18 protein-coding genes are annotated in these 21,938 nt (G+C 58.7%); 5 read left to right on the top strand and 13 right to left on the bottom strand.

Annotation, left to right across the window (positions count from 1 at the left end):
• Nucleotide 1 precedes the first annotated feature (1 nt).
• The 10 genes from LJU29_RS13295 to glgA all read right to left on the bottom strand — a co-directional run bounded on the left by LJU29_RS13295 (nucleotide 2) and on the right by glgA (nucleotide 14,087).
• A complete protein-coding gene (locus LJU29_RS13295) occupies nucleotides 2-655 on the bottom strand; it encodes a glycosyltransferase family 2 protein (protein WP_002553273.1) in 654 nt (217 codons plus the stop codon).
• A complete protein-coding gene (locus LJU29_RS13290) occupies nucleotides 624-1,250 on the bottom strand; it encodes an SAM-dependent methyltransferase (protein ID WP_005731795.1) in 627 nt (208 codons plus the stop codon). Before LJU29_RS13290 ends, LJU29_RS13295 begins: the two co-directional genes overlap by 32 nt.
• Nucleotides 1,247-2,020: a PIG-L deacetylase family protein gene (locus tag LJU29_RS13285; protein WP_005756644.1), complete on the bottom strand. Its 774-nt coding sequence runs from the start codon at nucleotides 2,018-2,020 to the stop codon at nucleotides 1,247-1,249. The genes LJU29_RS13290 and LJU29_RS13285 overlap by 4 nt, the downstream gene beginning before the upstream one ends.
• Nucleotides 2,021-2,033: 13 nt before the next feature.
• Nucleotides 2,034-3,047, bottom strand: coding sequence for an acyl-CoA dehydrogenase family protein (locus tag LJU29_RS13280; protein WP_060407070.1), 1,014 nt, complete (start codon nucleotides 3,045-3,047; stop codon nucleotides 2,034-2,036).
• Entirely contained in the window at nucleotides 3,044-5,227 is a 2,184-nt protein-coding gene (gene glgX, locus LJU29_RS13275; protein ID WP_004667555.1) for a glycogen debranching protein GlgX, read from the bottom strand. Before glgX ends, LJU29_RS13280 begins: the two co-directional genes overlap by 4 nt.
• A 158-nt stretch (nucleotides 5,228-5,385) precedes the next feature.
• Nucleotides 5,386-5,784 carry a DUF2934 domain-containing protein gene (locus tag LJU29_RS13270; RefSeq protein WP_005756649.1) on the bottom strand — a complete coding sequence of 133 codons (399 nt, stop codon included), beginning with the start codon at nucleotides 5,782-5,784 and terminating at the stop codon, nucleotides 5,386-5,388.
• Between the two features lie 17 nt (nucleotides 5,785-5,801).
• Nucleotides 5,802-8,585: a malto-oligosyltrehalose synthase gene (locus tag LJU29_RS13265; protein WP_257112628.1), complete on the bottom strand. Its 2,784-nt coding sequence runs from the start codon at nucleotides 8,583-8,585 to the stop codon at nucleotides 5,802-5,804.
• Complete coding sequence (gene malQ / locus LJU29_RS13260; protein ID WP_005780307.1) at nucleotides 8,582-10,660, bottom strand: 4-alpha-glucanotransferase; 2,079 nt, start codon at nucleotides 10,658-10,660, stop codon at nucleotides 8,582-8,584. The genes LJU29_RS13265 and malQ overlap by 4 nt, the downstream gene beginning before the upstream one ends.
• Nucleotides 10,650-12,473: a malto-oligosyltrehalose trehalohydrolase gene (treZ, locus tag LJU29_RS13255; protein ID WP_005780308.1), complete on the bottom strand. Its 1,824-nt coding sequence runs from the start codon at nucleotides 12,471-12,473 to the stop codon at nucleotides 10,650-10,652. Before treZ ends, malQ begins: the two co-directional genes overlap by 11 nt.
• Nucleotides 12,474-12,488: 15 nt before the next feature.
• Nucleotides 12,489-14,087, bottom strand: a complete 1,599-nt coding sequence (gene glgA, locus LJU29_RS13250; RefSeq protein ID WP_057424055.1) for a glycogen synthase GlgA — start codon at nucleotides 14,085-14,087, stop codon at nucleotides 12,489-12,491.
• Nucleotides 14,088-14,722: 635 nt separating this feature from the next.
• Between glgA and LJU29_RS13245 the strand changes: the two genes are divergently transcribed.
• On the top strand, nucleotides 14,723-15,214 hold the full coding sequence (locus tag LJU29_RS13245) for a GNAT family N-acetyltransferase (RefSeq protein ID WP_004658555.1): 492 nt from the start codon (nucleotides 14,723-14,725) through the stop codon (nucleotides 15,212-15,214).
• Nucleotides 15,215-15,372: 158 nt separating this feature from the next.
• Here LJU29_RS13245 and LJU29_RS13240 read toward each other — a convergent pair whose 3' ends face one another.
• Nucleotides 15,373-15,546, bottom strand: coding sequence for a DUF6026 family protein (locus LJU29_RS13240; RefSeq protein WP_057424056.1), 174 nt, complete (start codon nucleotides 15,544-15,546; stop codon nucleotides 15,373-15,375).
• Nucleotides 15,547-15,861: 315 nt separating this feature from the next.
• Between LJU29_RS13240 and gnd the strand changes: the two genes are divergently transcribed.
• From gnd to LJU29_RS13220, 4 genes are read left to right on the top strand one after another with little or no spacing between them, the layout of a single operon-like run.
• Entirely contained in the window at nucleotides 15,862-16,836 is a 975-nt protein-coding gene (gene gnd, locus LJU29_RS13235; protein ID WP_004664947.1) for a phosphogluconate dehydrogenase (NAD(+)-dependent, decarboxylating), read from the top strand.
• Nucleotides 16,836-18,368 (top strand): glucose-6-phosphate dehydrogenase, encoded by a 1,533-nt coding sequence (gene zwf / locus LJU29_RS13230; protein WP_257112624.1) that lies wholly within the window; start codon nucleotides 16,836-16,838, stop codon nucleotides 18,366-18,368. The genes gnd and zwf overlap by 1 nt, the downstream gene beginning before the upstream one ends.
• Complete coding sequence (locus LJU29_RS13225) at nucleotides 18,361-19,170, top strand: Cof-type HAD-IIB family hydrolase (RefSeq protein ID WP_054996266.1); 810 nt, start codon at nucleotides 18,361-18,363, stop codon at nucleotides 19,168-19,170. Before zwf ends, LJU29_RS13225 begins: the two co-directional genes overlap by 8 nt.
• Nucleotides 19,171-19,221: 51 nt before the next feature.
• Nucleotides 19,222-21,039, top strand: coding sequence for a glycoside hydrolase family 15 protein (locus LJU29_RS13220; RefSeq protein ID WP_257112622.1), 1,818 nt, complete (start codon nucleotides 19,222-19,224; stop codon nucleotides 21,037-21,039).
• Here LJU29_RS13220 and alkB read toward each other — a convergent pair whose 3' ends face one another.
• Together alkB and LJU29_RS13210 are read right to left on the bottom strand one after the other, a co-directional pair.
• Entirely contained in the window at nucleotides 21,040-21,726 is a 687-nt protein-coding gene (alkB, locus tag LJU29_RS13215) for a DNA oxidative demethylase AlkB (RefSeq protein ID WP_122321985.1), read from the bottom strand.
• A gap of 24 nt (nucleotides 21,727-21,750) precedes the next feature.
• A complete protein-coding gene (locus LJU29_RS13210) occupies nucleotides 21,751-21,933 on the bottom strand; it encodes a hypothetical protein (RefSeq protein ID WP_002553289.1) in 183 nt (60 codons plus the stop codon).
• Nucleotides 21,934-21,938 lie beyond the last annotated feature (5 nt).

Here is a 21,938-nt window from a genome sequence, read left to right as displayed (position 1 = left end):
TTCAGGCGTTCAGCGAACTCAGAAAGTCGCCAAACCCGCCTCTGGCTTTTGAGTCCAGGCGGGTACTGGTCGTGACCCGCGGGCGGCAGCTCCAGGCGATCCGCGCGCCGATCAGCTCCAGCTGGCGAACCAGATGCACGTCTTCGTGGCAGGCCAGTGCCGGAAACCCGCCTGCACTGATATAGGCAATTGAGCTGACACCCAGGTTGGCACCATGAATGTGCCGATGGCCGTCCCGGTGCTGGTAATGCTTGAGGTAAGCCGCCTGCGCAGCCGCAGAGATATCCTTGTTCCAATCGCCGGGCATGACGGTCCCGCATACCGCATCGGCATCCAGTGCCAGTTGCTCGGCAAGCCAGTCATTCGCCACGGTGCTGTCGCCATCGGTGCAGGCCAGCCAGCGCGCACCTCGGTCGAGGAGAAAAGCTGCTCCTTCGGCGCGTGCCTGTCCGACGTTGCGGGCCGAGACCTCAAGGACCATCACCCCGTGCGCTCGCGCGATGTCTGCCGAGCTGTCGGTGCAACTGTCGAGAACCACCAGTACCTCTACTCGCTCACCCTTGAGATCCGGGTGTTCAGCCGCCTGCTTTATCGTTTCGAGGCACAAATCGAGTAGCTGCTCTTCATTGTGCACCGGGATCAGAATGCCGATCATCGGAGAATTCCTGTTCTGCTACGGAGGTTCCATCACGACTCCACAGGTCCAGCAGAAAATCCTGTTCGTGATGACTGAAAAGGCGGTGCATGGCCAAGCGTTCGGCAAGGATATCGTGTACAGCCTGCGCGTTCAGCGGGCAGCCCTCGATATCAGGGCGCCAGTGACAGGCGAGCAACTGGCCGTCAGGTGAAAGCGAGGATAGAACGCAGTCGATCAGGCGGTGCAGGTCATCGACGTCGAGGTAGTAACCCAGTTCGCTGAAGACGATCAGATCAAATTGTCCCTGCGGCCATTGCTGTGGCAAACGGGCCTGCAACACGCGCACATGGGGCAGGCCTGCCAGACGCTTGCGTGCCAGATCCACCGCCAGGTTTGACGTGTCGCAGCACACCAGTGCGTCACAGCGACCGGCAAGGTCGGCACTGAGTTCGCCATTGGCACAGCCAGGCTCGAATACCGAGCGATAGTGTTCACGGGGCAGCGCGGCCAGTGTCAGCGCACGCTTGCGCCGCTCATACCAGCGTTGCTTGAACGCCCACGGGTCATCGTTGTTGCGAAACAGCTCATCGAAATAGCCGTCTTCGACGCTCATACAAACACCAGTTCAAACGGTTGCAGCAGTCTTTCCAGCACAACGGCTGGCAGAACGGGCGCAAGACTGATGGCCGGGTCACCCTGCAATTGGCTGACGAACGCCTGAGCGGCATTGCGTTTACGAGCAAGGGTCGCCGGGTCCAGCAGCAACTTGCGTGCGCGGTCCCATGGCAGACGCTCATCTTCAGGGTCAGCCCAGTGCCAGGCCCAGACCGGTACTTCGCAAAGCTGCGCCCCGGTAGACGCACAGGCTCTTGCACTGGCGCGGCCAACGGCTTCGTGGTCGCCATGACCATCTTCTGCCCAGGTGGCGAACACCACGTCGGCAGGGTCCAGATGACGTTCAAGAAACTCTGCCAGCTGATCTTCGGACTCGGCCACGGCACCATCCTGCAAGCCGCAGCGCAGCCACTCAAGACGCTCAAGGGGAATATCGAGACGATTCAAGGCTTCGGCGCTTTCCTGGGGCCGGATTGCAGACAGTCGCTCGACAGGCCAGAGCGTGGAGCCCGGATGGCTGGCAGTGCCGTCAGTGACCGAGATCAACAACAGATTGCGTTCAAGCTGCGCCAACTGGCTCATCAAGCCGCCGCATGCCAGTACTTCATCGTCCGGATGCGGGGCGATGATGACCGCCCTGCAATTGTTCGGCACCAGCAGGTCTGCAGTAATCGCAGGTACGCTGCGCAGTTTGCCGGAGGCGTTCCAGGCAGGCAGAGGCGTGCCCTGGCCAGACTCGTCGTCGCTGACTAGAAAGCCTTCGCTCATGATGGATACGCTCTCATAGTGACCACGTGCGTAAAGCTGGTAGCCGTTTACCCGTCAATTGACCCAGTGCAGCAAGGTCCTGCTCGGCATGACTCTGGCGCAGAAAAACCGGCAGGTCGGTGATCAGTCGAGCGAAGTGCGGGTCCTTGCAGTAAGGGCCTGCACCTACCGCGCGGCCCACGTGCTGAATGACCAGTTCCGCAGCGTGCTCCACGTAGGCACGACAGCGTCTGGCGAGCACCTCGGCATTTTCAGCCGGGGCCTGATCCAGATGCGCAGCGGCGGCACGCAGTACATCGATTGCTGCGTGCAACGCGACATCTACAGCACCCAGGTGCGCAAGAGCGTGTGGCTCTTCGCGTTTGCCGACCTGTGCCAGCAAGCGTTGGGCGATAGCCCGGGAGGCACCATACCAACACGCCGCGATGCCGATGCCGCCTTGCCAGAAGCCAGGCCGTTCCAGGTAGCCGCCCGGCGCTCCAATCGCCTGCCCGGTAGCGTGCTCGAACACGACTTCGACGCTGCCGGTGGCACCCATCCCAACTGCGCGCCAGCCATCACTGGTCATATGCACGCCGGGCTGGTCGAGTTGCACCGCCACCAGTTGCTGGCGATGTTCTTCATCCCACGTGGTGATCAATGCATGGCTCAAGGCCGTAGCACCGGAACACCACGCTTTTCGGCCATTCAGACGAAGTGAATCGCCAGTGCCGCTGATATTCACCCGTGCCTGCGGCGGCTCTGCCGCCCACATGCCCCAGGTGCTGAATTGTTCGGGGGGCGGGGCACCCAGTTCCGCCATGATCGCCAAGGCGTCGGTATGCCCCTCGTACAACTTGCACAACCCCAGATCATGGCCTGCAATGCAGGCCAGCGCCCGCCAGCGCTCAAGTGTCTGACCGCTGGCAGGCAGGGGGAGCTTATCCAGACCTTCGTTGACCAATGCCTGCAAGCACTCGCCCAGCGCACGCGTATCGGCATAACCGTGCTTGCGCCAGTCGAGAAACTCACTCAAGGCATCAATCATTGCTGGTCTTCGCGCTTCAGTTCGAACAGCAGCAGCGAGCGCGGCGTGACGGTATATTGCGAACCGAACGCAAAGTGCTCCTTGCTGCGTGCATCATCCTGATTGGTGTCGATCAGGCACTCATAATGGGTGCCTTCAGGCACTTCCGGCAGGGTGAAGTTGACCCCGTCGTGGTGCGCGTTGACGACCAGCAGCAGCGTAGCGTCGGCACCTGGACGACGGATACCGGTTTCCTGTGCACGGCCATCCATCAACATGCCCAGGCAACGGCCATTGGCATCGTGCCATTGCTCGACACTCATCTCGTTGCCATCCGGAGCGAGCCAGGTTACGTCCTTGACGCCGATTTCTTCGTTGTAATCGCCCACCAGGAAGCGACTGCGGCGCAGGATCGGGTAGGTCTGACGCAGCTTGATCACGCGGGTCACGAACTTGAGCAACGCTGCGCCGTCCTCGTCCAGATCCCAGTTGATCCAGCCAATTTCGCTGTCCTGACAGTAGGCATTGTTATTGCCGTGCTGGGTACGGGCGAACTCGTCACCGGCGACGATCATCGGCGTACCTTGCGCCAGCAGCAAAGTAGCGAAGAAGTTACGCATTTGACGCAGACGCAGGGTGTTGATTTCCGCGTCTTCGGTCGGGCCTTCGACGCCGTGGTTCCAGGACAGGTTGTTGTTGCTGCCGTCCTGGTTGTTTTCGTCGTTGGCTTCGTTGTGCTTGTCGTTGTACGACACAAGGTCGTGCAGCGTGAAACCATCGTGCGCGGTGATGAAGTTCACCGACGCCTGTGGACGCCGACCGCGTTGGTTGAACATGTTGCCGGAGGCGGTCATGCGTGCCGCGAAGTCTGCCAATTGGCCTTCGTCGCCTTTCCAGAAGGCACGTACGGTGTCACGAAACTTGTCGTTCCACTCCATCCAGCCTGGTGGGAAACCGCCGACCTGATAGCCACCTGGGCCACAGTCCCAAGGCTCGGCGACCAGTTTGACCTGACGCAGCACCGGGTCCTGACGGCAGGCGACCAGAAAGCTGTGACGTTCGTCGAAACCATCGTGGTAGCGACCCAGAATGGTTGCCAGGTCGAAGCGGAACCCGTCGACATGCATTTCCGAAGCCCAGTAACGCAGGGAGTCAGTGACCATCTGCAGTACGCACGGGTGGCTCAGGTCGAGGGTGTTGCCGGTGCCTGAGTCATTGATGTAATAACGCTTGTCGTCCGGCATCAGCCTGTAATAGGAGGCGTTGTCGATACCGCGCATGGACAGGGTAGGGCCAAGCTCGTTGCCTTCGGCCGTGTGGTTGTAGACCACATCAAGAATGACCTCCAGCCCGGCATGATGCAGGTGCGCAACCATTTCCTTGAATTCGGCAATCTTACCGCTCGCCAGATAACGCGGATCTGGCGCAAAGAACGCAATACTGTTGTAGCCCCAGTAGTTGGTCATTCCTTTTTGCAGCAGATGCTGATCGTTGACGAAGGCGTGTATCGGCAGCAGCTCGACGGATGTCACACCCAGCTTGCGGATGTGGTCGACAACGGGAGCTGATCCCAGACCGGCAAACGTGCCGCGCAGCTCTTCGGCAACTTCCGGGTGGCGCATGGTGATGCCGCGCACGTGGGTTTCATAAAAAATGGTCTTGTCCCAAGGCGTACCGACGCGCTGATCGCGGCCCCAGGTGTAAGCCTCGTCGATCACCTTGCTCTTCGGTACAAAGGGCGCGCTGTCACGTTCATCGAAGCTCAGGTCGCCGTCAGGATGACCAATGGTGTAACCGAACAATGCTTCAGACCACTTCAATTCGCCGACCAGTTGCTTGGCATACGGGTCGATCAACAGTTTGTTGTGGTTGAAGCGATGACCGTTTTTAGGGTCATAAGGGCCGTAGACGCGATAGCCATAGATTAGGCCCGGGTGCGCATCGGGCAGGTAGCCGTGATACGTCTCATCGGTGTATTCCGGAAGTTCGATGCGTTCCAGTTCGATTTCACCGGTCGAGTCAAACAGACACAACTCTACTTTGGTGGCGTTGGCCGAAAACAGGGCAAAGTTGACACCCAGGCCGTCCCAGCTGGCGCCGAGAGGAAAGGGAAGTCCTTCACGAATGCGAGACGGGGTGCTGCCTGGATTGTCTTGCGGGGCTGAATTATCTTCTGCCGTTGTAGTGGACTTCGTATTCATGATGACTTCCTGACGTCGAATGATTTTCTGAGCGGCCAAGGCCGCTATCGAAGCCACAAAGGCTTCAATATTGACGATAAAGTATGGGGGTGTAGCAGGCCTCATCTCCGATCAGAGTGCGACCTGCAACAATGGACTGGCGCCCGGCCAGAAGAGTTTCAAGAATTCGACGGTTTGCGTGGCTTCTTGGCAGCAGGCTTGGCTGGGGCATCAGTTGGCGCGGCGGTAGCCGGCTTGGCTTTGGAAGCAGGCTTGGGAGCCGCCTTGGCCGCTGGCTTTGGCTTGGCTTCAGCTGCGGGCTTGGCCGCTGGCTTTGCTGCTGGTGCTGACTTCGCCACAGGTTTGGCCGCGCCCTTGGCAGGCGCCTTGGCGCTGTCTACTTCAGGCAGCTTGGGCTTGCTTGACTTGCGCACGCTGGACTTGTCAGGTGCCAGGGCTTCTGCTTCTGCAAGCTTGCGCGCCATCTCCCAGTGACGCTCGTCGTGTCCGGAGGGCTTACCCTCGGACTCCCAGATTTGGTAAGCAAAATCGCGAATTCTTTTTTCGTCGGCACTCATCTTGAGACTCCCAGCTATTACATAGTTTGAATAAGCAAATTGACGGAAAATCTTTCAAGCGCTGCACTGAGCGGTATCTCCCGAACGTGTGTTGCGACACCGTCGGAAAAGAGTCCTTTCCAGTCAGATCCAGAGTCGGCAAACGGAAGCATAATCCGTGTGTCGCCCCAATTGGCAGCATTAATCAATGGAGTTTGCGCAGTACCCAATAGTTCACTGCTTGTGCGTGGGACTACGATGATAGCGCGTACTCCTTGTGTCTCCCGGGCAAAAGCCATCACGTGCCCGGCGTGGCTACCCTTTATTTCCAGAGGCTGATAACGCCCCTCGCTGAACAGCGTTGGGTGCTCGGCACGCAGGTTCAAAACCTTCGCAATCAGCGCCTGTTTGATGCGGCCATCCTGCCAGTTATCGAGCAGGTCGGCAGCGCTTGCATCTTCTGCCAGCGCTTTCTGTCGGGCTGCATAATCAACCGGTCGCCGGTTGTCCGGATCCACCAGGCTGAAATCCCAGAACTCGGTGCCCTGATACAAATCGGGAACACCGGGTACGGTCAAGCGTAGCAAGGTTTGCGCCAGACTGTTGAGTGCCCCGGCGGTCGCGATACGATTGGCCGTTGCACTCAGTGACTGGCGCAACGCGAGCGCTTCAGGAGCCAACAGCAAACGTTCAAGAAATTCGCGGCAAGCCGTTTCGTAAGGCTGATTCGGCGCGCTCCAGCTGCTTTGCAGCTTGGCTTCGCGCAGGGCTTTCTCTTGCCACTGCACCATGCGCTTCGCGTATTCCTGGTGAGCTTCTTCGCCCTCCAGGCTCAGCGGCCAGCTGCCCAGCAAGGCCTGATAAAGCATCAGCTCGTCACCCGCACTGATGGCCGGTTCTTCGCCTTTCAGGGGCACTGCCAGCTGTCTCCAGCGTTCTACCTGTTCGGCGTACCACGGCGCACATTCACTCAGGACCGCAAGGCGTGTACGTGTGTCCTCGCCACGCTTGTGATCGTGCGTTGCAGTGGTCAGCAAGTTGTCGGGGAATTTTTCCAGACGCTCCAGGCAGACCTGATGGAAGTCTTCCACCGGCGCACTGACATGCTGCGGATGAAAGCCTACGTCGTTGCGCGACAACAGCACTGCAGAGCGATAGAACGAGGTGTCCTCAACCGACTTGGCGGCAACCGGGGAGGTCAGTTGCTGGAACCGTACACACGCATTCTTGTACAGCTTGCGCAACGGTCCGCGTGGCAGTTTGCGCCACGCTTCGCCACCCAGCCAGCGTGCCAGATAATCCAGCACTGGCCAGTCGCCTTCGTTCAAAGTGGTGCGAGCGCCTTCCATTGCCTGCTGGAAATACTTGTCGTCCTGCGCCGAGCGGCCGCATACCGAGATATAGGTGCGATAAATCGGAAAATTGACGATCAGCGCGAGCAGGGCACGGCGAATTGCACCCAGCGTGAGGTCACGACTCATCAGGTCGCTGCGTGCAACTTGCAGCAACGACTGCGCGACGTTCTCGAAATCGCCCGCCAGTGTGCCGTGCAGGACCAGATCCCGGGCCACCAGCACTTCTTGATCGAAGTCAGCTGTACGTTCTGTCAGTCGACTCCACAGCTCTCCAAGTGGCTCTTTGCCCTTGGGATCGTGTTGCAGCAGCGAGACCTGATTCATGAACTCGTAGCCGGTCGTGCCGTCCACGCTCCAGTCTTCACGCAAGGGCTCATCCGGCCCCAGAATTTTCTCGACGAAAATAGGCAGATGATCAATGCGCGCCTCGGCAGGACGCAGCTTGAGCAGGCTTTTTACCCGGCGATGCAGCTTGCGGCCGTAGCCGCGCGGGTTGGCCAGCCCATCGATATGATCGATCCGCAACCCGTCAACCAGGCCGTCGGCAATCAGCTGGAATATCTTGCCGTGGGTGGCTTCAAATACCTGTGGCCGTTCGACACGCAAACCACCTAGCTCGTTGATGTCGAAGAAGCGCCGCCAATTGATGTCATCACCGGCAGTACGCCAGCTGGCCAGACGATAGTGCTGACGTTCCAGCAACTGATGCAGACGCTGAAAGCCTTCCGGCTTGCTGGAGTCGAAGTGCGCAAGGATCTGCTCGATGCCTTTGAGCACCTGCGGATCTTTCGCCAGCTCGGCCAGCTCGGTTCTGGCCTGACGTGCACGTTCGTAGGCTTGCGGGTATTGAGCAAGCGCAGTGAAGCGCTGGCCCATTTCCTTCAATTGCGGGTGTTCGACTGCCTGAAGCAATGAATCATAGGTCAGCGGGCAGATCGGGAAATGATGCTGGTAGTGCTCGATATAAAACATGCCGCGCTCGGCGTTGAAGCGCAGCGGGATTTCTCCGGCCTGCAGGACGGTGCCGTAATCGCTGCTCAGAAACGGCAGCAGCAACTGGCCTTCCAGCAACGGATCCGGCGAATTCCACTGAATGTCGAAGAACTCGGCATACGGGCTGCGCCGACCCCATTCGAGCAGGTCCAGCCACCAGGGATTGTCTGCACCACCGACGGCCATGTGGTTGGAGACGATGTCGAGGATCAGCCCCATGCCGTGTTCGCGCAAGGCCGATACCAGACGCAGCAGGGCAGGCTCGCCACCCAGTTCCGGGTTGATGACGGTCGGGTCGACGACGTCGTAACCATGCATTGAGCCAGCACGCGCCTTGAGCAGCGGCGAGGCATAGACATGGCTGATCCCCAGGCTGGCGAAGTAGGGCACCAGTGGCACCGCATCGTCGAGCGTGAAATCTTTATGAAATTGTAAACGCTGGGTAGCGCGCAAAGGCTGTAATGGACGGGTCATTGGTCACGCTCCGCAGCTTGCAGCCGGGATTGGGAGAGCAATTCCAGTCGTCGAGCAGCATTCGGGTTATCAAGCAAGGAGGCCGCATCGCCGGGGAGGCGTCTGCGCCAGTTCGGGTGGCTGTCAATGGTGCCGGGCAGGTTGGCCTGCTCCTTGACACCCAGCGCGTCTTCCATCGGTAGCAGCACCAGTGGAGCGCGCGTGTGACCCAGATAGCGGATACTCGCGTCGATGATCTGCTCAGGGTCTTCACTGTCGGACGGCAGGCTGTCGACGTTCTGACTCAAGGCTCGGCACAGGCTTGCATATTCGCGCCCGCGTTCTTCACGCCATTGCGATTCATGTTGCTCGTCAATGTGACCCAGCTGGGCATTCCACTCGATATCCAGCTCGCTGAGCCAGCCTGCCAGTGTCGGCAAATCGTGGGTACTGGTGGTGGCCAGTGCCTGGTCCGACCAGTCAAGGATGGGCTTGAACTGACCGTTGTTCTGTTCGAAGAGCAGCACACGCATGCCCAGAATCGCCCGAGCGCTGAGCTTGTCGCTGAGACCTTCGGGCACAGTCCCAAGGTCTTCACCGAGCACGATCGCCTTGTGCCGCCAGGATTCCAGACTCAGCAGGCGAAGCATGTCGTCCAACGGGAAATTCAGATACGCGCCTTCACTTGGAGGCGCCCCCTGAGGGATGACCCATAGCCGCTGCAAGCCCATGACATGGTCGATACGCAACCCGCCGGCATGGGCGAAGTTGGCCCGCAGCATCTCGATGAACGCGCGAAAACCGTTACGCTTGAGGCCGTCCGGTGAAAACGCGGAAATCCCCCAGCTCTGGCCGGCACGGTTGAGAATGTCGGGTGGTGCGCCAACAGTCAGAGCCGACAGCAACTCGTCCTGACGACTCCAGGCCTGACTTCCGGCACCATCGGCACCCACTGCCAGGTCGGCGATCAGGCCGATGCGCATGCCACTGCTGCGTGCGGCAGACTGCGCACGCTCCAGGCCGCGGGCGATGAGCCATTGAGCGAATGCATGAAAACTGATGTGCTCGCTGTGCGCTTCGGCAAATGCTGCGACGGCGTCACTACGAGGGTCTTTGAACTCTTCCGGCCATTCATGCCAATTGCTGCCGATATTCAACGTTTCGGATTCGGCACACAGCGCTTCGAAGCGGCAGTGGTTCTCCAGGGCCTCGCCACCGCTGTGGCGGAAGCTGTTGAAGTCTTCGTGCAAGGGGTGATCACCCGCACTGAACCCTTCGTACAGCTTGTGCAGCGCTTTCCACTTGGCTTGGGCAGCAGCAGGCCAGTCAATCAACTGCTGTGCTTCCAGTTGCTTCATTTCGTCGCCGACGCGCGCATCTTCTATCGCCTGACGCCATGCATGTTCACCCAGAATGGCACCGGGCGACGCATACAGGCTATTTAGAAACAGTCGGCTGGACGGCGAATAAGGGCTGTAACGGTGTGGGTCATTGGCGAACATTGCATGGATCGGGCTGATGCCCAGCGCGTCGGCCCCGCGCTCTCCGGCAGCGCGAACAACCTTCTCCAGTGCTTCCGTATCGCCAAAACCGCCATCGCCCTCGCGGCGCAGGCTGTAAAGCTGAGCAGTCAGACCCCAGCCATGTGGCTTCGGCGCATCGGTGGCCATTGCCATGCTGAAACAGGTTTTAGGGGCGACAGCGATGGTCAGATGTTGACCGGCAATCTCCAACTGTTGATAGCCGGGCGGTGCCAGCGCTGGAAGTTCGCCGGACGCGGTTAGCCTGGCGTCCAGCGATGAACCGTCTTCTAGGTGCAGCGTGAATGGCGTTTGCGGCGCAAACCACTCGGACAGATCCAGATTACTGTCCGTGTCGACCGTCAGCAGCGGCGGGGCGCTTTTGCCGTGGCTGGCGTTTTGCAGACTTAACAGGCTGGCATCGATAGCCTCGCCGTTTTCGGCCGGATAGCCCAGCGCCTCCAGAACCTTGCGCAGTACATCAGGGCTGACAGTCTGCGGCCGAGCGTTGGCATCGACCCAATGCACCGATAGCCCTGCCTCGGTCGCAAGCCTCTCCAGTTGCTCATTGTTCATCCTGTTCCTCCAGAACATCACTTGCTGTCAGGCTGACAATGGCCGTGTAAGGATTGAGGATGGCCTGCGGGGAAAGTTCGGACGATTTTGCGGCGCTGGAGAATATCTGCCGGGCATTTTGCTGCGGCGGAGCATCGACAGCCTGTTCGCTCAGGTTCAGGTCGATACGCAGTTCGCTGCCATCGCCAAGCGCCCAGCGTGCACTGACTGCCTTGTCGCCGAGAATATCGGTTTTCAGGAAGCGTGCACCGGGCAGGCGCGGCATGATTTCTTTGTGCCGCAAAGCCAGCAACTGTGTATAAAAGTCGACCCAGCTGCGGTGATCCAGGCCTTTGTCGGTCTCCAGATCAACTGCCGAAAACGCCGGACGTGATGCCTCGAATGTCTTGATGTCGTTCGGGTCGGGAATGTGCTCGCGCTTTTCCGGATCGGCGAATGCGGCAAAGTCGGCGAACTCCTTGCGACGTCCTTCGCGCACCGCATCGGCCAGTTCGCCATGGTGGCTGGTGAAGAACAGAAACGGTTCGCTGGCCGCCCACTCATCGCCCATGAACATCAGCGGAATCATCGGCGAAAGCAGCAACAGGGCGGTTGCGGCCCTCAGCGCAGCAGGCGTGCACAGCTGCGGCAAACGTTCACCGAGTGCGCGGTTGCCGATCTGATCATGGTTCTGCAGGAACAATACAAAGGCAGTCGGCGCAAGGTGGCCGCTGGGCTCTCCTCGCGTGTGTCCATGCCGCGTCTGTTCGCCCTGATAGACAAACCCTTCGCTTAGCAGGCGCGCAAGCTTTTGCGTAGGCTCCTGAGCGAAGTCGGAATAATAGGCGTCGGTTTCACCGGTCAGCAGCACGTGCAAAGTGTTGTGCCCGTCGTCGTCCCATTGTGCATCGAAGCCTTTCTCCAGAAGACCGGCCTGGTTGAACTCGTTCTCAAGGTTCAGCCACACGTGCCTGCCCGGCTCGATCTGGCCGCGTACGCGAGTTGCGAATTCTGGCAGGAACGTTTCGTCGCGAATGGCATGCACAGCGTCCATGCGCAAGCCGTCGATGCGGTATTCCAGCAGCCACATCAGCGCATTGTCGACGAAGAAGTCGCGCACCTGCGGGCGGCGAAAATCAATGGCATCGCCCCACGGGGTATGCAGATCGCTGCGGAAAAACTCCTTGGCGTAACTTCCCAGGTAGTTGCCGTCCGGGCCGAAGTGGTTGTACACCACGTCCAGTATTACCATCAGGCCAAGACCGTGAGCTGTATCGATCAGGTGCTTGAGCTCTTCCGGAGTGCCATAGGAAGATTGCGGGGCGTAGTGCAAAACGCCGTCGTAGCCCCAGTTGCGATCACCGGGAAACTGCGCAAGCGGCATCAGCTCGATCGCGGTAACGCCCATTTGCGCAAGGCGCGGCAGGTGTTTTTCCACCGCAGCATAGCCGCCCATCGCACCTACGTGCAGCTCATAGATCACCGCCTCATGCCACGGCCGACCTTGCCATGAGGTGTTTTGCCATGAATAGGCCAGAGGGTCCACTACGAAGCTTTGAGAATGGACATCGTCGACCTGCGCGCGGGAGGCGGGGTCAGGCACTTCCAGTTCATGGTCGATTTTGAAGCGGTATCGAGTGCCCGCTTCGCAGCGGGCCTCAAGGACGAACCAGCCGTCCGGCTGGGGCAGCATGGCCAGTGACTGAACACCCTGGCCATCCTGGAGTTCGACATTTACGTAGTTGGCATCCGGTGCCCAGAGGGCAAACCGGGTGTGTTCGAGGTCTAGCAAGACGGCGCCGTGGCGCCAGTTATCGTCTGTACGCAGTGGCATCCATTGATCCTTAAACTAGTAGTTGCTGGAAATGCTCACGTTTTTCTTCAACAGGTCACGGTAGAGATCTGCGTAGGGCTCTACTGCCTGATGCCAGTTGAAGGGAGCAGCCATTGCACGGCAGCGCATGGCGTTGAGCAGCTCACGGTGGGCGAATACCTGAAACGTGCGGTTCAGGGCTTCGGTGTAGCTTTCGATGGTTGATTCTTTGAACAGGAAGCCGGTCACGCCGTCCTCGATTGTGTCCGCCAGGCCGCCGGTGTTGCGTGCGACAGGCAGGGAGCCGAAGCGTTGCGCGTACATCTGGCTCAGACCGCAGGGTTCATAGCGCGATGGCATCAACAGAAAATCACTGCCGGCGAACATGCGTCGAGCGTCGGTTTCATTGAAGCCGATACGCACACCAATGCGCCCCGGGAAGCGTGCGGCCAGCTCGCGCATGGCATCTTCTTCCTCGGGCTCGCCGCGACCGATAATTGCGATTTGTCCGCCGTTGTTGACGATGTGCTCGGCAACCCCGATAGTCAGGTCCAGGCCTTTTTGATACACAAGGCGCGAAACCACTGCATACAGGGGCCCGGTCGAGGCATCCAGCTCAAACAGCTCACGCACATAGTCGGCGTTGATTTCCTTGCGCGTCCATTCGTTGGGCGCAAAGTGGCAGATCAGGTGTTCGTCGGTCGCTGCATCCCAGCTTTCGTCGATTCCGTTAGGGATGCCGCTGAGCTGACCCTTGTTAGCCTTGCACTGCAGAAAACCTTCCAGGCCGCAACCAAACTCTGGCGTGGTGATTTCCCGAGCATAGGTGGCACTCACGGTCGTAATGTGGCTCGCGAAGGCCATGCCTGCCTTGATGAAGGACAGCTTGCCGTAGAACTCCATGCCTTCCGGGGTGATCGCTTCATCTGGAATGCCCAGTTCACGACTCGAAGCGGTACTCACGGTCCCCTGATAGGCCAGATTGTGAATAGTAAAGATGCTTGGCGTGGACTGCCCGCGCCAGCGCATGTAGGCAGGCGCCAGGCCGGCAGGCCAGTCATGGGCATGGACCAGCTCGGGGCACCATTGGCTTTTCACTTCGCCAGCCGCAAATTCGGCAGCCGCGAGCCCCAGACGGGCAAAACGAATATGGTTATCGGACCAGTCGCGGCCATCGCTGTCGGCGTAAGGCGTGCCTTCACGCTCGTAAAGCTCAGGGCAGATCAACACATAGATCACAAGGCCATCTTTCATGTCCATGCGACCCACCTTGCAAGGTGGCAGTGCAGCATGCCCGCCCAGCTGGCTGATGATATGGATCGGGTTTCCGCTGTTGATGACCTGCGGATAACCTGGAATAAGAACCCGCACGTCATGCAGGTGGCGCATTGCTCGTGGCAATGCGGCGGATACGTCGCCCAGCCCACCGGTTTTCACCAGGTCGGCCAATTCCGAGGTCACGAACAACACTTTGCGTCTGCTGACCTGAGACATGGTCGGCGTAGGCTGAATTGTCGAGGTTGGTAATTGCAGCAAAGGAACGCTCTTGGTAGAGAAGACTGGCAGATGAGTCAGCTCGCCGACAGGCTGGTTAAAACTCTCTCCCTTCTGGGTTTTGACAGCGGCGCTAATCATCGATTTTTCCCCTTAAAACATTCTTGGTGCATCACTTGATTTTTATTGGCCATTTCCTATGGCCGGGTACACATACGTGCACTACGCAAGATCAATACCCGTTTGGACCATGCGTAGTGACAAAGCCGCGTGATGTCGCCATTACCGGATGTCAGCCAATAGCATAGATGCTCCATTCACCTGACCGGGGCGTTTTGGAGAAGTTTCGACTTTTTTCTGCGCGAATGTCTGGCAAGGGCTTTGAAGCCGCGCTTGTTGGCACGCTGCAAGGGCCAGCCCGGCAGTCGTTGCGCTTTTTTACGGGTTAAATTCGAGTCCCGATGGCGCATGACCGGTCGTCGGATCGTTCGACAATCGAGTTCATGCGTTTCTTTTTTATCGAAAAAAACGGGTGAGTGGAGGTGCTCATGAGCTCCATCGGTGCGTCGCGCCTTTTCTGGGTGCGTCTGGCGGTCAATCTGTGGGCGTGGCGAGAAAATTCCTACCTCCGCGCTGGAACATTTTGCAGCGAGGCAGGATAGAATCGGGCTAGACGCTCTAGTCACAGAGCTGGCTTGAAATAACGTGCTGGCCTGAAAGAGTTACCCTTTGACTGATTTTACAGAATCACTTTTATTGAATTGACGAGGATGGAAATGGAAGCCCCCGAGGTATTGGTACTGCAAGCGAGTTACACGAATCCCGTGCACGCTGATGCAATTGGATTTGTGCTGAACGAATATTCGATGGATGTCATGGGCACAGGTCGGCCGCTGTCGAGCGACGCGCGTCAGCAGTTGGCTATCGAGCTGGCCAAACGTCCCTACGCTTTCAGTGTGCTGGCGTTCATTTCCGGAGAGCCGGTAGGTCTGGTCAATTGCTTTGAGGGTTTTTCAACCTTTGCCTGTCGTCCGCTGGTCAATATTCACGACGTTGCGGTCGTCGCTCAATACCGCGGTATGGGCATCAGCCAGAAAATGTTGCTCAAGGTGGAAGAGATTGCACGCCAGCGAGGTTGCTGCAAACTGACACTTGAGGTTCTGGAGGGCAATGAGGTAGCTCAAGGTGCCTACAGGAAGCTCGGTTTCGACAATTACCAGTTGAGCCCTGAAATGGGGCGTGCCATGTTCTGGCAGAAGGCGCTATAAAGTACGCAGCAGGTTTGTGTGCAGCCGTGTCGGGTGCAAGGGAAAACTGTTCAGCAGAATCGGACAGGGAAGGGGCGCAGACTGTGAGAGCAGATCAAGTGGGCAAGCCAGAATATCGGGCTTGCCCTGAAGCGTTTTAAAGGGTGATGCAATGGCAGTCAGGCTTGAAGCATCTTGCCGGGTGCAGACAAGTGGGATTGCTGCAGCATCGAGCTCAAATGAGCGACCTTTTTCTGCAACTGCTCGCGCTCTTCTTTCAATGCACGCAATTCGTCGCGGCGGATCGTGACATACAGGGTTTGTGGTGCAAGTGCTGGTAGTACAGTGCCCATTGCTCACCTCGCAAATGGCGGATTCAACCTCAGAAAGGTCCGTGGCAGTGACTTTCAATCCATGAGCGCCGCTGCTTACCCTCTCTATCGGCACCGATTTTGATTTCTTTTGCATGATTTTGGAACTTTTTTATTTTTAATTGTCGCGAATGTTTATTAATCGCGACAAAATGCACCACAGGAGGGCGTAGACGCCTTCATCTTCTCGCAAGGGAACCGACGTTCCGCCTCGCTTGACTAACCAGCATGCTCGTAACCTGTCGATGCGCTGGACAGCAAGTGCGGCACCTTTTTTACGATTTAAGGAGCACCTTCATGCAACTTGGGATTATTGGACTGGGCCGCATGGGCGGCAACATCGCACGCCGCTTGATGTTGAACGGCCACACGACTGTTGTGTATGACCGCGATGAGGCATCACGCAACGCCCTGGCCAATGACGGTTCGGTTGCAGTCGCAGGCCTGAAGGAAATGGTCGATGCGCTCGACAAGCCACGCGCCATCTGGGTAATGCTCCCGGCAGGTGCGCCGACCGAAGAGACCATTCAGACCCTCAGCCAGTTGCTTGACGCCGATGATGTGATCATCGACGGCGGTAATACCTTCTACAAGGATGACATTCGGCGCGCTCAGGAGCTCACCGAAAAAGGCTTGCACTACGTCGATGTCGGCACGTCAGGCGGGGTCTGGGGGCTTGAGCGCGGCTATTGCATGATGATTGGAGGCGAGGCTGCTGTTGTCGAGCGCCTGGATCCGCTGTTTGCAACGCTGGCACCAGGTCTTGGCTCGATCGAGCGCACCAAAGGCCGTACCTCGACCGACGATCGCGCCGAACGTGGCTATATCCATTCCGGCCCTGCGGGTTCCGGTCATTTCGTGAAGATGATCCATAACGGTATCGAGTACGGAATGATGCAGGCCTTCGCTGAGGGCTTCGATCTTCTCAAGCAGAAAAACTCCGAGCATTTGCCGGCTGAGCAGCGATTTGATCTGAACACGGCTGATATCGCCGAGGTCTGGCGTCGTGGCAGTGTGGTGTCTTCCTGGCTGCTGGACCTTACCGCTGATGCCCTGGCGACAGACCCGCAACTGGATGCGTTTTCCGGTTCGGTTGCCGACAGTGGCGAAGGGCGCTGGACCATCGAAGCCGCCATCGAGCAGGCGGTTCCGGTTCCTGTACTGTCCAGTGCGTTGTTTGCGCGCTTCCGCTCACGTCAGGCGAGTTCCTACGCAGATAAAATGCTGTCGGCCATGCGCTTCGGATTTGGTGGCCACAAGGAACCCAAGTAATGGGCCTGTCGCGCGGCAGCGCCGAGCAAAAAGCCGAAGTGGCGCCCCCCACGACCCTGTTTCTGTTTGGTGCCCATGGAGATCTGGTCAAGCGCCTGCTAATGCCGGCACTCTACAACCTGTCACGCGACGGTCTGGTGGATGAAGGGCTGCACATCGTCGGCGTCGATCACAATGCGATCAGCGATGCCGACTTTGCGAAAAAGCTCGAGAACTTCATTCGCGACGAAGCCGCCGGGAAGGTTGCCGGTGGCGGCAAGGATCCACTCGATCCTGCGCTGTGGAGCAAGCTGGCCGAGCGTATCAGTTATGTGCAGGGTGATTTCCTCGACGACTCCACCTATCAGGACATCGCCAGCAAGATCGAGAGCACCGGCACCGCGAACGCGGTGTTCTATCTGGCCACCGCACCCCGGTTTTTCAGCGAAGTAGCCAAGCGGCTGGGCTCGTCAGGTTTGTTGCAGGAAAACGGCGACGGGTTTCGCCGGGTAGTGATCGAGAAACCGTTCGGTTCCGATCTGGCCAGTGCGGTCGAGCTCAATGGCTGCCTGCTCAAGGTCATGAGCGAGAAGCAGATCTACCGCATCGACCACTACCTGGGCAAGGAAACGGTACAGAACATTCTGGTCAGCCGTTTCTCCAATGGTCTGTTCGAATCGTTCTGGAACAACCACTACATCGACCACGTACAGATCACGGCGGCGGAGACCGTAGGCGTCGAAACCCGTGGCAGTTTTTACGAACACACCGGCGCATTGCGTGACATGGTGCCCAATCACCTGTTCCAGTTGCTGGCTATGGTTGCCATGGAGCCGCCGGCCGCTTTCGGTGCCGATGCCGTTCGCGGCGAGAAGGCCAAGGTGGTTGGAGCGATCCGGCCCTGGAGTCAGGAGGAAGCTCTGGCCAACTCGGTGCGTGGCCAGTATGCGAAAGGCGCGATGGGTGACAAGGAGGTTGTCGGTTATCGTCAGGAGGATCGCGTGGAGCCCGACAGCACGACCGAAACCTATGTCGCGCTCAAGGTCATGGTCGACAATTGGCGTTGGGTCGGGGTGCCGTTCTACCTGCGCACCGGCAAGCGTATTAGTGCTCGCAGCACGGAAATCGCCATCTGCTTCAAGCCCGCGCCGTATGCGCAGTTTCGCGACACCGAAGTCGACCGCCTCAAGCCCAATTACCTGAGGATTCAGATCCAGCCCAACGAAGGCATGTTGTTCGATCTGTTTGCCAAGCGTCCTGGCCCGGAACTGAAAATGGAAGATATCGCGCTGGGCTTCGCCTACAAGGATTTCTTCGAGATGCAGCCCTCCACAGGTTACGAAACCCTTATTTATGACTGCCTGACCGGTGATCAGACGCTCTTCCAGCGGGCCGACAACATCGAGAACGGCTGGCGTGCCGTGCAGCCGTTCCTCGACGCCTGGGCCGCGCAGCCGCAAGTGCAGCTTTACGAAGCTGGCAAGGATGGCCCGCAAGCGGGTGAAGAGCTGCTGAGCCGTGATGGCCGCGAATGGAGAGAATTGAATGTCTGAACTGCCCGTACAGTTCCTGTTGTCCGACATCGACGGCACGTTACTGCGCCGTGATCACAGCCTTAGCCAAGCCAATATCGACTCCATCAAGCGCCTGCATGACGCTGGCGTTCACTTCTCGCTGGCCAGCAGTCGCCCGCCCAGAGCCATGCGCCAGGTGATCGAAGCGCTGGGTGTGGATCTGCCCACCGTGGCATTCAATGGCGGCACCATCACTCATCCCGATGGCAGCCTGCTGGTGGCTCATCGCATTGACCCTAACGCGGTCAGGATGTGTCTTGAGCTGTTCACCGGCCAGAACGTTGCGATCTGGGTGTTTGCCGACGATCAATGGCTGTTGCTCGATCCTCACGCCGATTACGTTGATCATGAGCTCGACGCGCTCGGGTACCGCTATGTTCAGGTCGAGAGTTTCGAGCCATACCTTGATCGCGTCGACAAGATCGTTGCGGCCAGCGCTGATTTTGAGCTGCTGAAGACTCTGGAAGCTCGCATCAACCCGCAGATCGAAGGATTGGCCCTGGCTGCGCGTTCGCAAAAATACTACCTCGACGTGACTGCGCTGGAGGCCAACAAGGGCTCCGCGCTGGTTACATTGGCAAAGTACCTGGGAGTCGATCTTTCTCGCACGGCGGCCATTGGCGACGGTGGTAACGACGTGGCGATGTTCCATAAGGCTGGCTTGTCGATTGCAATGGGGCAGGGCGAGCAGACAGTCAAGGGACAGGCTGATCATGTTACAGATAGCAATGAGCAGGACGGCGTTGCTGTCGCCATCGAGCGTTACATTCTTCCAGCTTGATCGAGCAGTTTGCGCATGCGGACGAATCATCATCACGACGGGCATTTCTGAATGGCTGCACTGATCGAAGACTATGCATTGCTGGGCAACTGTCAGACAGCGGCGCTCGTCGCCCGTGATGGTTCGCTGGACTGGTTGTGTTTCCCCCGTTTCGACTCGACTGCCTGTTTCGCCGCGTTGCTGGGTAACGACGATCAGGGCCGCTGGAAGATTGCGCCGACTGCAGAGGTCATCGCTGTCGAGCGCCGTTACCGCGACGGCACCCTGATTCTTGAAACTGTTTTCGAAACCCGTGACGGTCGCGCCATGCTGATCGATTTCATGCCCATGAAGACGACTGGTTATGTGGTGCGCATCGTGGTCGGGCTGTCCGGGCGTGTCGAGTTCGGCGTGGACCTCGCCATTCGCTTCGATTACGGCAGCAGTGTGCCTTGGGTCGAGCGCAAGGATGAACATACCCTGACTGCCGTGGCCGGGCCGGAAATGCTGGTGCTGCGCAGCCCTGTGGCCTTGCACCCGCAGGATCATCACACCGCCAGCCGTTTTCACGTCGATGAGGGCGAGCGCAAGGTTTTCACGCTGGCGTATCAGGCGTCGTTCGAGCCGCTGGCTGCGCAGATTGATGCCGATCAGGCGCTGGAGGTTACAGCAGCTTATTGGCGGGAGTTTTCTGATCGCTGCCCTGACGTCGGGCCGTGGACGGCTCAGGTAAAGCGCTCGCTGATCACTCTCAAAGCCATGACTTACGCTCCTACCGGTGGCATTGTTGCCGCCGTGACCACTTCATTGCCCGAGCAGTTGGGTGGCGAGCGCAATTGGGACTACCGCTATTGCTGGCTGCGCGATGCCACCATGACATTGCTGGCGTTCATGAATCTGGGCTATTTCGAGGAGGCGACCGCCTGGCGAGACTGGCTGCTGCGCTCGGTTGCCGGCAACCCGGAACAGATACAGATCATGTACGGCGTAGGCGGTGAGCGACGTTTGCAGGAGTACGAGCTGCCGTGGCTGAGTGGCTACGAGAACTCGCTGCCGGTGCGTGTCGGCAACGGCGCAGCGACTCAGGTGCAACTGGACGTTTATGGCGAGGTTGCCGATGCCATGATCCAGGCGCTGAGAGGCGGCATGCCGCAGCATCCGCGCAGCGTGGCGATCTCCAAGGTGGTCATGCCCTATCTGGAAAAGATCTGGCACCTGCCGGATGCGGGCATCTGGGAGATTCGTTCAGAACCACGTCACTTTACCCATTCAAAAGTCATGGCTTGGGTGGCCTTCGACCGAAACGCCACTCAGATCGCCAAGGCTGCCGAAAACGATGAGGATCGTGCATTGGCGAGCCACTACCGGCGTGTGGCAGACGAAATCCACGCTGATGTCTGTCGCAGCGGTTTCGATGCTGATCTTGGCAGTTTCGTGCAGACGTATGGCTCCAAAGAGGTCGACGCCAGTCTGCTGCAAATTGTGTTGACCGGTTTTCTTGCGCCTGAAGACCCGCGAGTTATCGGTACTGTCGCGCAGATCGAGCGCACGCTGATGCAGGATGACCTGCTGCTGCGTTACGACAACGAGCGCAGTGTTGATGGTGTCGCCGGCCGCGAAGGGACGTTTCTGGTGTGTTCGTTCTGGCTGGCTGACGCTTACGTGCTGCTGGGGCGGGCTGATGATGCTGCGCGGCTGTTTGAGAGGCTGTGTGATCTGTGCAATGACGTTGGTCTGCTGGCGGAACAATATGATCCGAAGGACGGCCGCATGCTTGGTAATTTCCCTCAGGCGTTCAGTCACATCGGCATTATCAACACCGCATTGAATCTGCATCGAGCGGTGTGCCCCGCACTGGCTCGCACATCGAGCGAGCTTGAAGGCGCATGATCAGTCGTCGCGGCCAGCCTTGCGAAACGTCAGATTGATCCGCTGTTCGCCGAGCAGAGGGTGCTCGGCCTGTTTGACGGGCAGGATGCCGTGAAAGCGCAACCGGTCCTCGCCGCCCCAGACCACCACGTCTCCATGAAACAGTGATATGCGTTGGGTCTTGTCGCTGCGCAGCAGGCCGCCGAACTGGAAGGTGGCCGGTATACCCAGTGACACTGATACCACTGGCCAGCGATGGTCGTACTCGTTTTTGTCCTGATGCAGAGACATCTTCGCCCCAGGGATGTATCGATTGATCAGGCAGGCGTCAGGCATAAAGTCGGCATAGCCTGCCGCGTGCGCAGCATCCTTTGCCAGTTGCATGAAGACGTCCGGCATCGCAGGCCATACCAGGCCTGTTTGTGGGTCGGTTGCGGTGTATCGATAACCATGACGGTCGGTTATCCAGCCCAGTTGTCCGCAACTGCTCAGCGCTGCAGACATGCTCAAGCCACTGGGGGTCTGCATGTGCCTGAATGGAGAAAGGGCCAGTGTCGCCTCAAGAGAGTCCAGCAGTTGTGGCATGACAGGCAGCGCAAAGCCTCTGAGCAGCCATGACCCAGGCCCGATCAGCTCATTGCTTGCAGGCTGGGTCGTCTGGTCGGCAAACAGATCCAGATTGGCGGGAGTTTCACCTTTGCGTTGCATGGTCGGATCGAGCTCCTGCGGGTATCAGAGCGCCTTGCTGACCTTCACGTCAGTGATTTGATCGTCGCTCTGGCCGTGCATTTTTTTCAAGGCGGCTTCGGCCTCTTCGGTTGAGGCCGATTGCAGTTGGGCGAACTCGAAGCGGCGTTCGCCGTTGAGCTTGTAGCTGACAGCAAATTTAGTGGTGCGCGGGACTGGGTTGTTCACGGTGA

Source organism: Pseudomonas ficuserectae, from assembly GCF_024584585.1.
GTDB lineage: Bacteria > Pseudomonadota > Gammaproteobacteria > Pseudomonadales > Pseudomonadaceae > Aquipseudomonas > Aquipseudomonas amygdali.
Note: the sequence above shows the minus strand (reverse complement) of the source record. Positions and strands in the feature narration are given on the sequence as shown.

Coding starts and splice junctions, on each gene's coding strand:
- LJU29_RS13295 (WP_002553273.1), bottom strand. CDS start 655: ATGATCGGCATTCTGATCCCGGTGCACAATGAAGAGCAGCTACTCGAT.
- LJU29_RS13290 (WP_005731795.1), bottom strand. CDS start 1,250: ATGAGCGTCGAAGACGGCTATTTCGATGAGCTGTTTCGCAACAACGAT.
- LJU29_RS13285 (WP_005756644.1), bottom strand. CDS start 2,020: ATGAGCGAAGGCTTTCTAGTCAGCGACGACGAGTCTGGCCAGGGCACG.
- LJU29_RS13280 (WP_060407070.1), bottom strand. CDS start 3,047: ATGATTGATGCCTTGAGTGAGTTTCTCGACTGGCGCAAGCACGGTTAT.
- glgX (WP_004667555.1), bottom strand. CDS start 5,227: ATGAATACGAAGTCCACTACAACGGCAGAAGATAATTCAGCCCCGCAA.
- LJU29_RS13270 (WP_005756649.1), bottom strand. CDS start 5,784: ATGAGTGCCGACGAAAAAAGAATTCGCGATTTTGCTTACCAAATCTGG.
- LJU29_RS13265 (WP_257112628.1), bottom strand. CDS start 8,585: ATGACCCGTCCATTACAGCCTTTGCGCGCTACCCAGCGTTTACAATTT.
- malQ (WP_005780307.1), bottom strand. CDS start 10,660: ATGAACAATGAGCAACTGGAGAGGCTTGCGACCGAGGCAGGGCTATCG.
- treZ (WP_005780308.1), bottom strand. CDS start 12,473: ATGCCACTGCGTACAGACGATAACTGGCGCCACGGCGCCGTCTTGCTA.
- glgA (WP_057424055.1), bottom strand. CDS start 14,087: ATGATTAGCGCCGCTGTCAAAACCCAGAAGGGAGAGAGTTTTAACCAG.
- LJU29_RS13245 (WP_004658555.1), top strand. CDS start 14,723: ATGGAAGCCCCCGAGGTATTGGTACTGCAAGCGAGTTACACGAATCCC.
- LJU29_RS13240 (WP_057424056.1), bottom strand. CDS start 15,546: ATGGGCACTGTACTACCAGCACTTGCACCACAAACCCTGTATGTCACG.
- gnd (WP_004664947.1), top strand. CDS start 15,862: ATGCAACTTGGGATTATTGGACTGGGCCGCATGGGCGGCAACATCGCA.
- zwf (WP_257112624.1), top strand. CDS start 16,836: ATGGGCCTGTCGCGCGGCAGCGCCGAGCAAAAAGCCGAAGTGGCGCCC.
- LJU29_RS13225 (WP_054996266.1), top strand. CDS start 18,361: ATGTCTGAACTGCCCGTACAGTTCCTGTTGTCCGACATCGACGGCACG.
- LJU29_RS13220 (WP_257112622.1), top strand. CDS start 19,222: ATGGCTGCACTGATCGAAGACTATGCATTGCTGGGCAACTGTCAGACA.
- alkB (WP_122321985.1), bottom strand. CDS start 21,726: ATGCAACGCAAAGGTGAAACTCCCGCCAATCTGGATCTGTTTGCCGAC.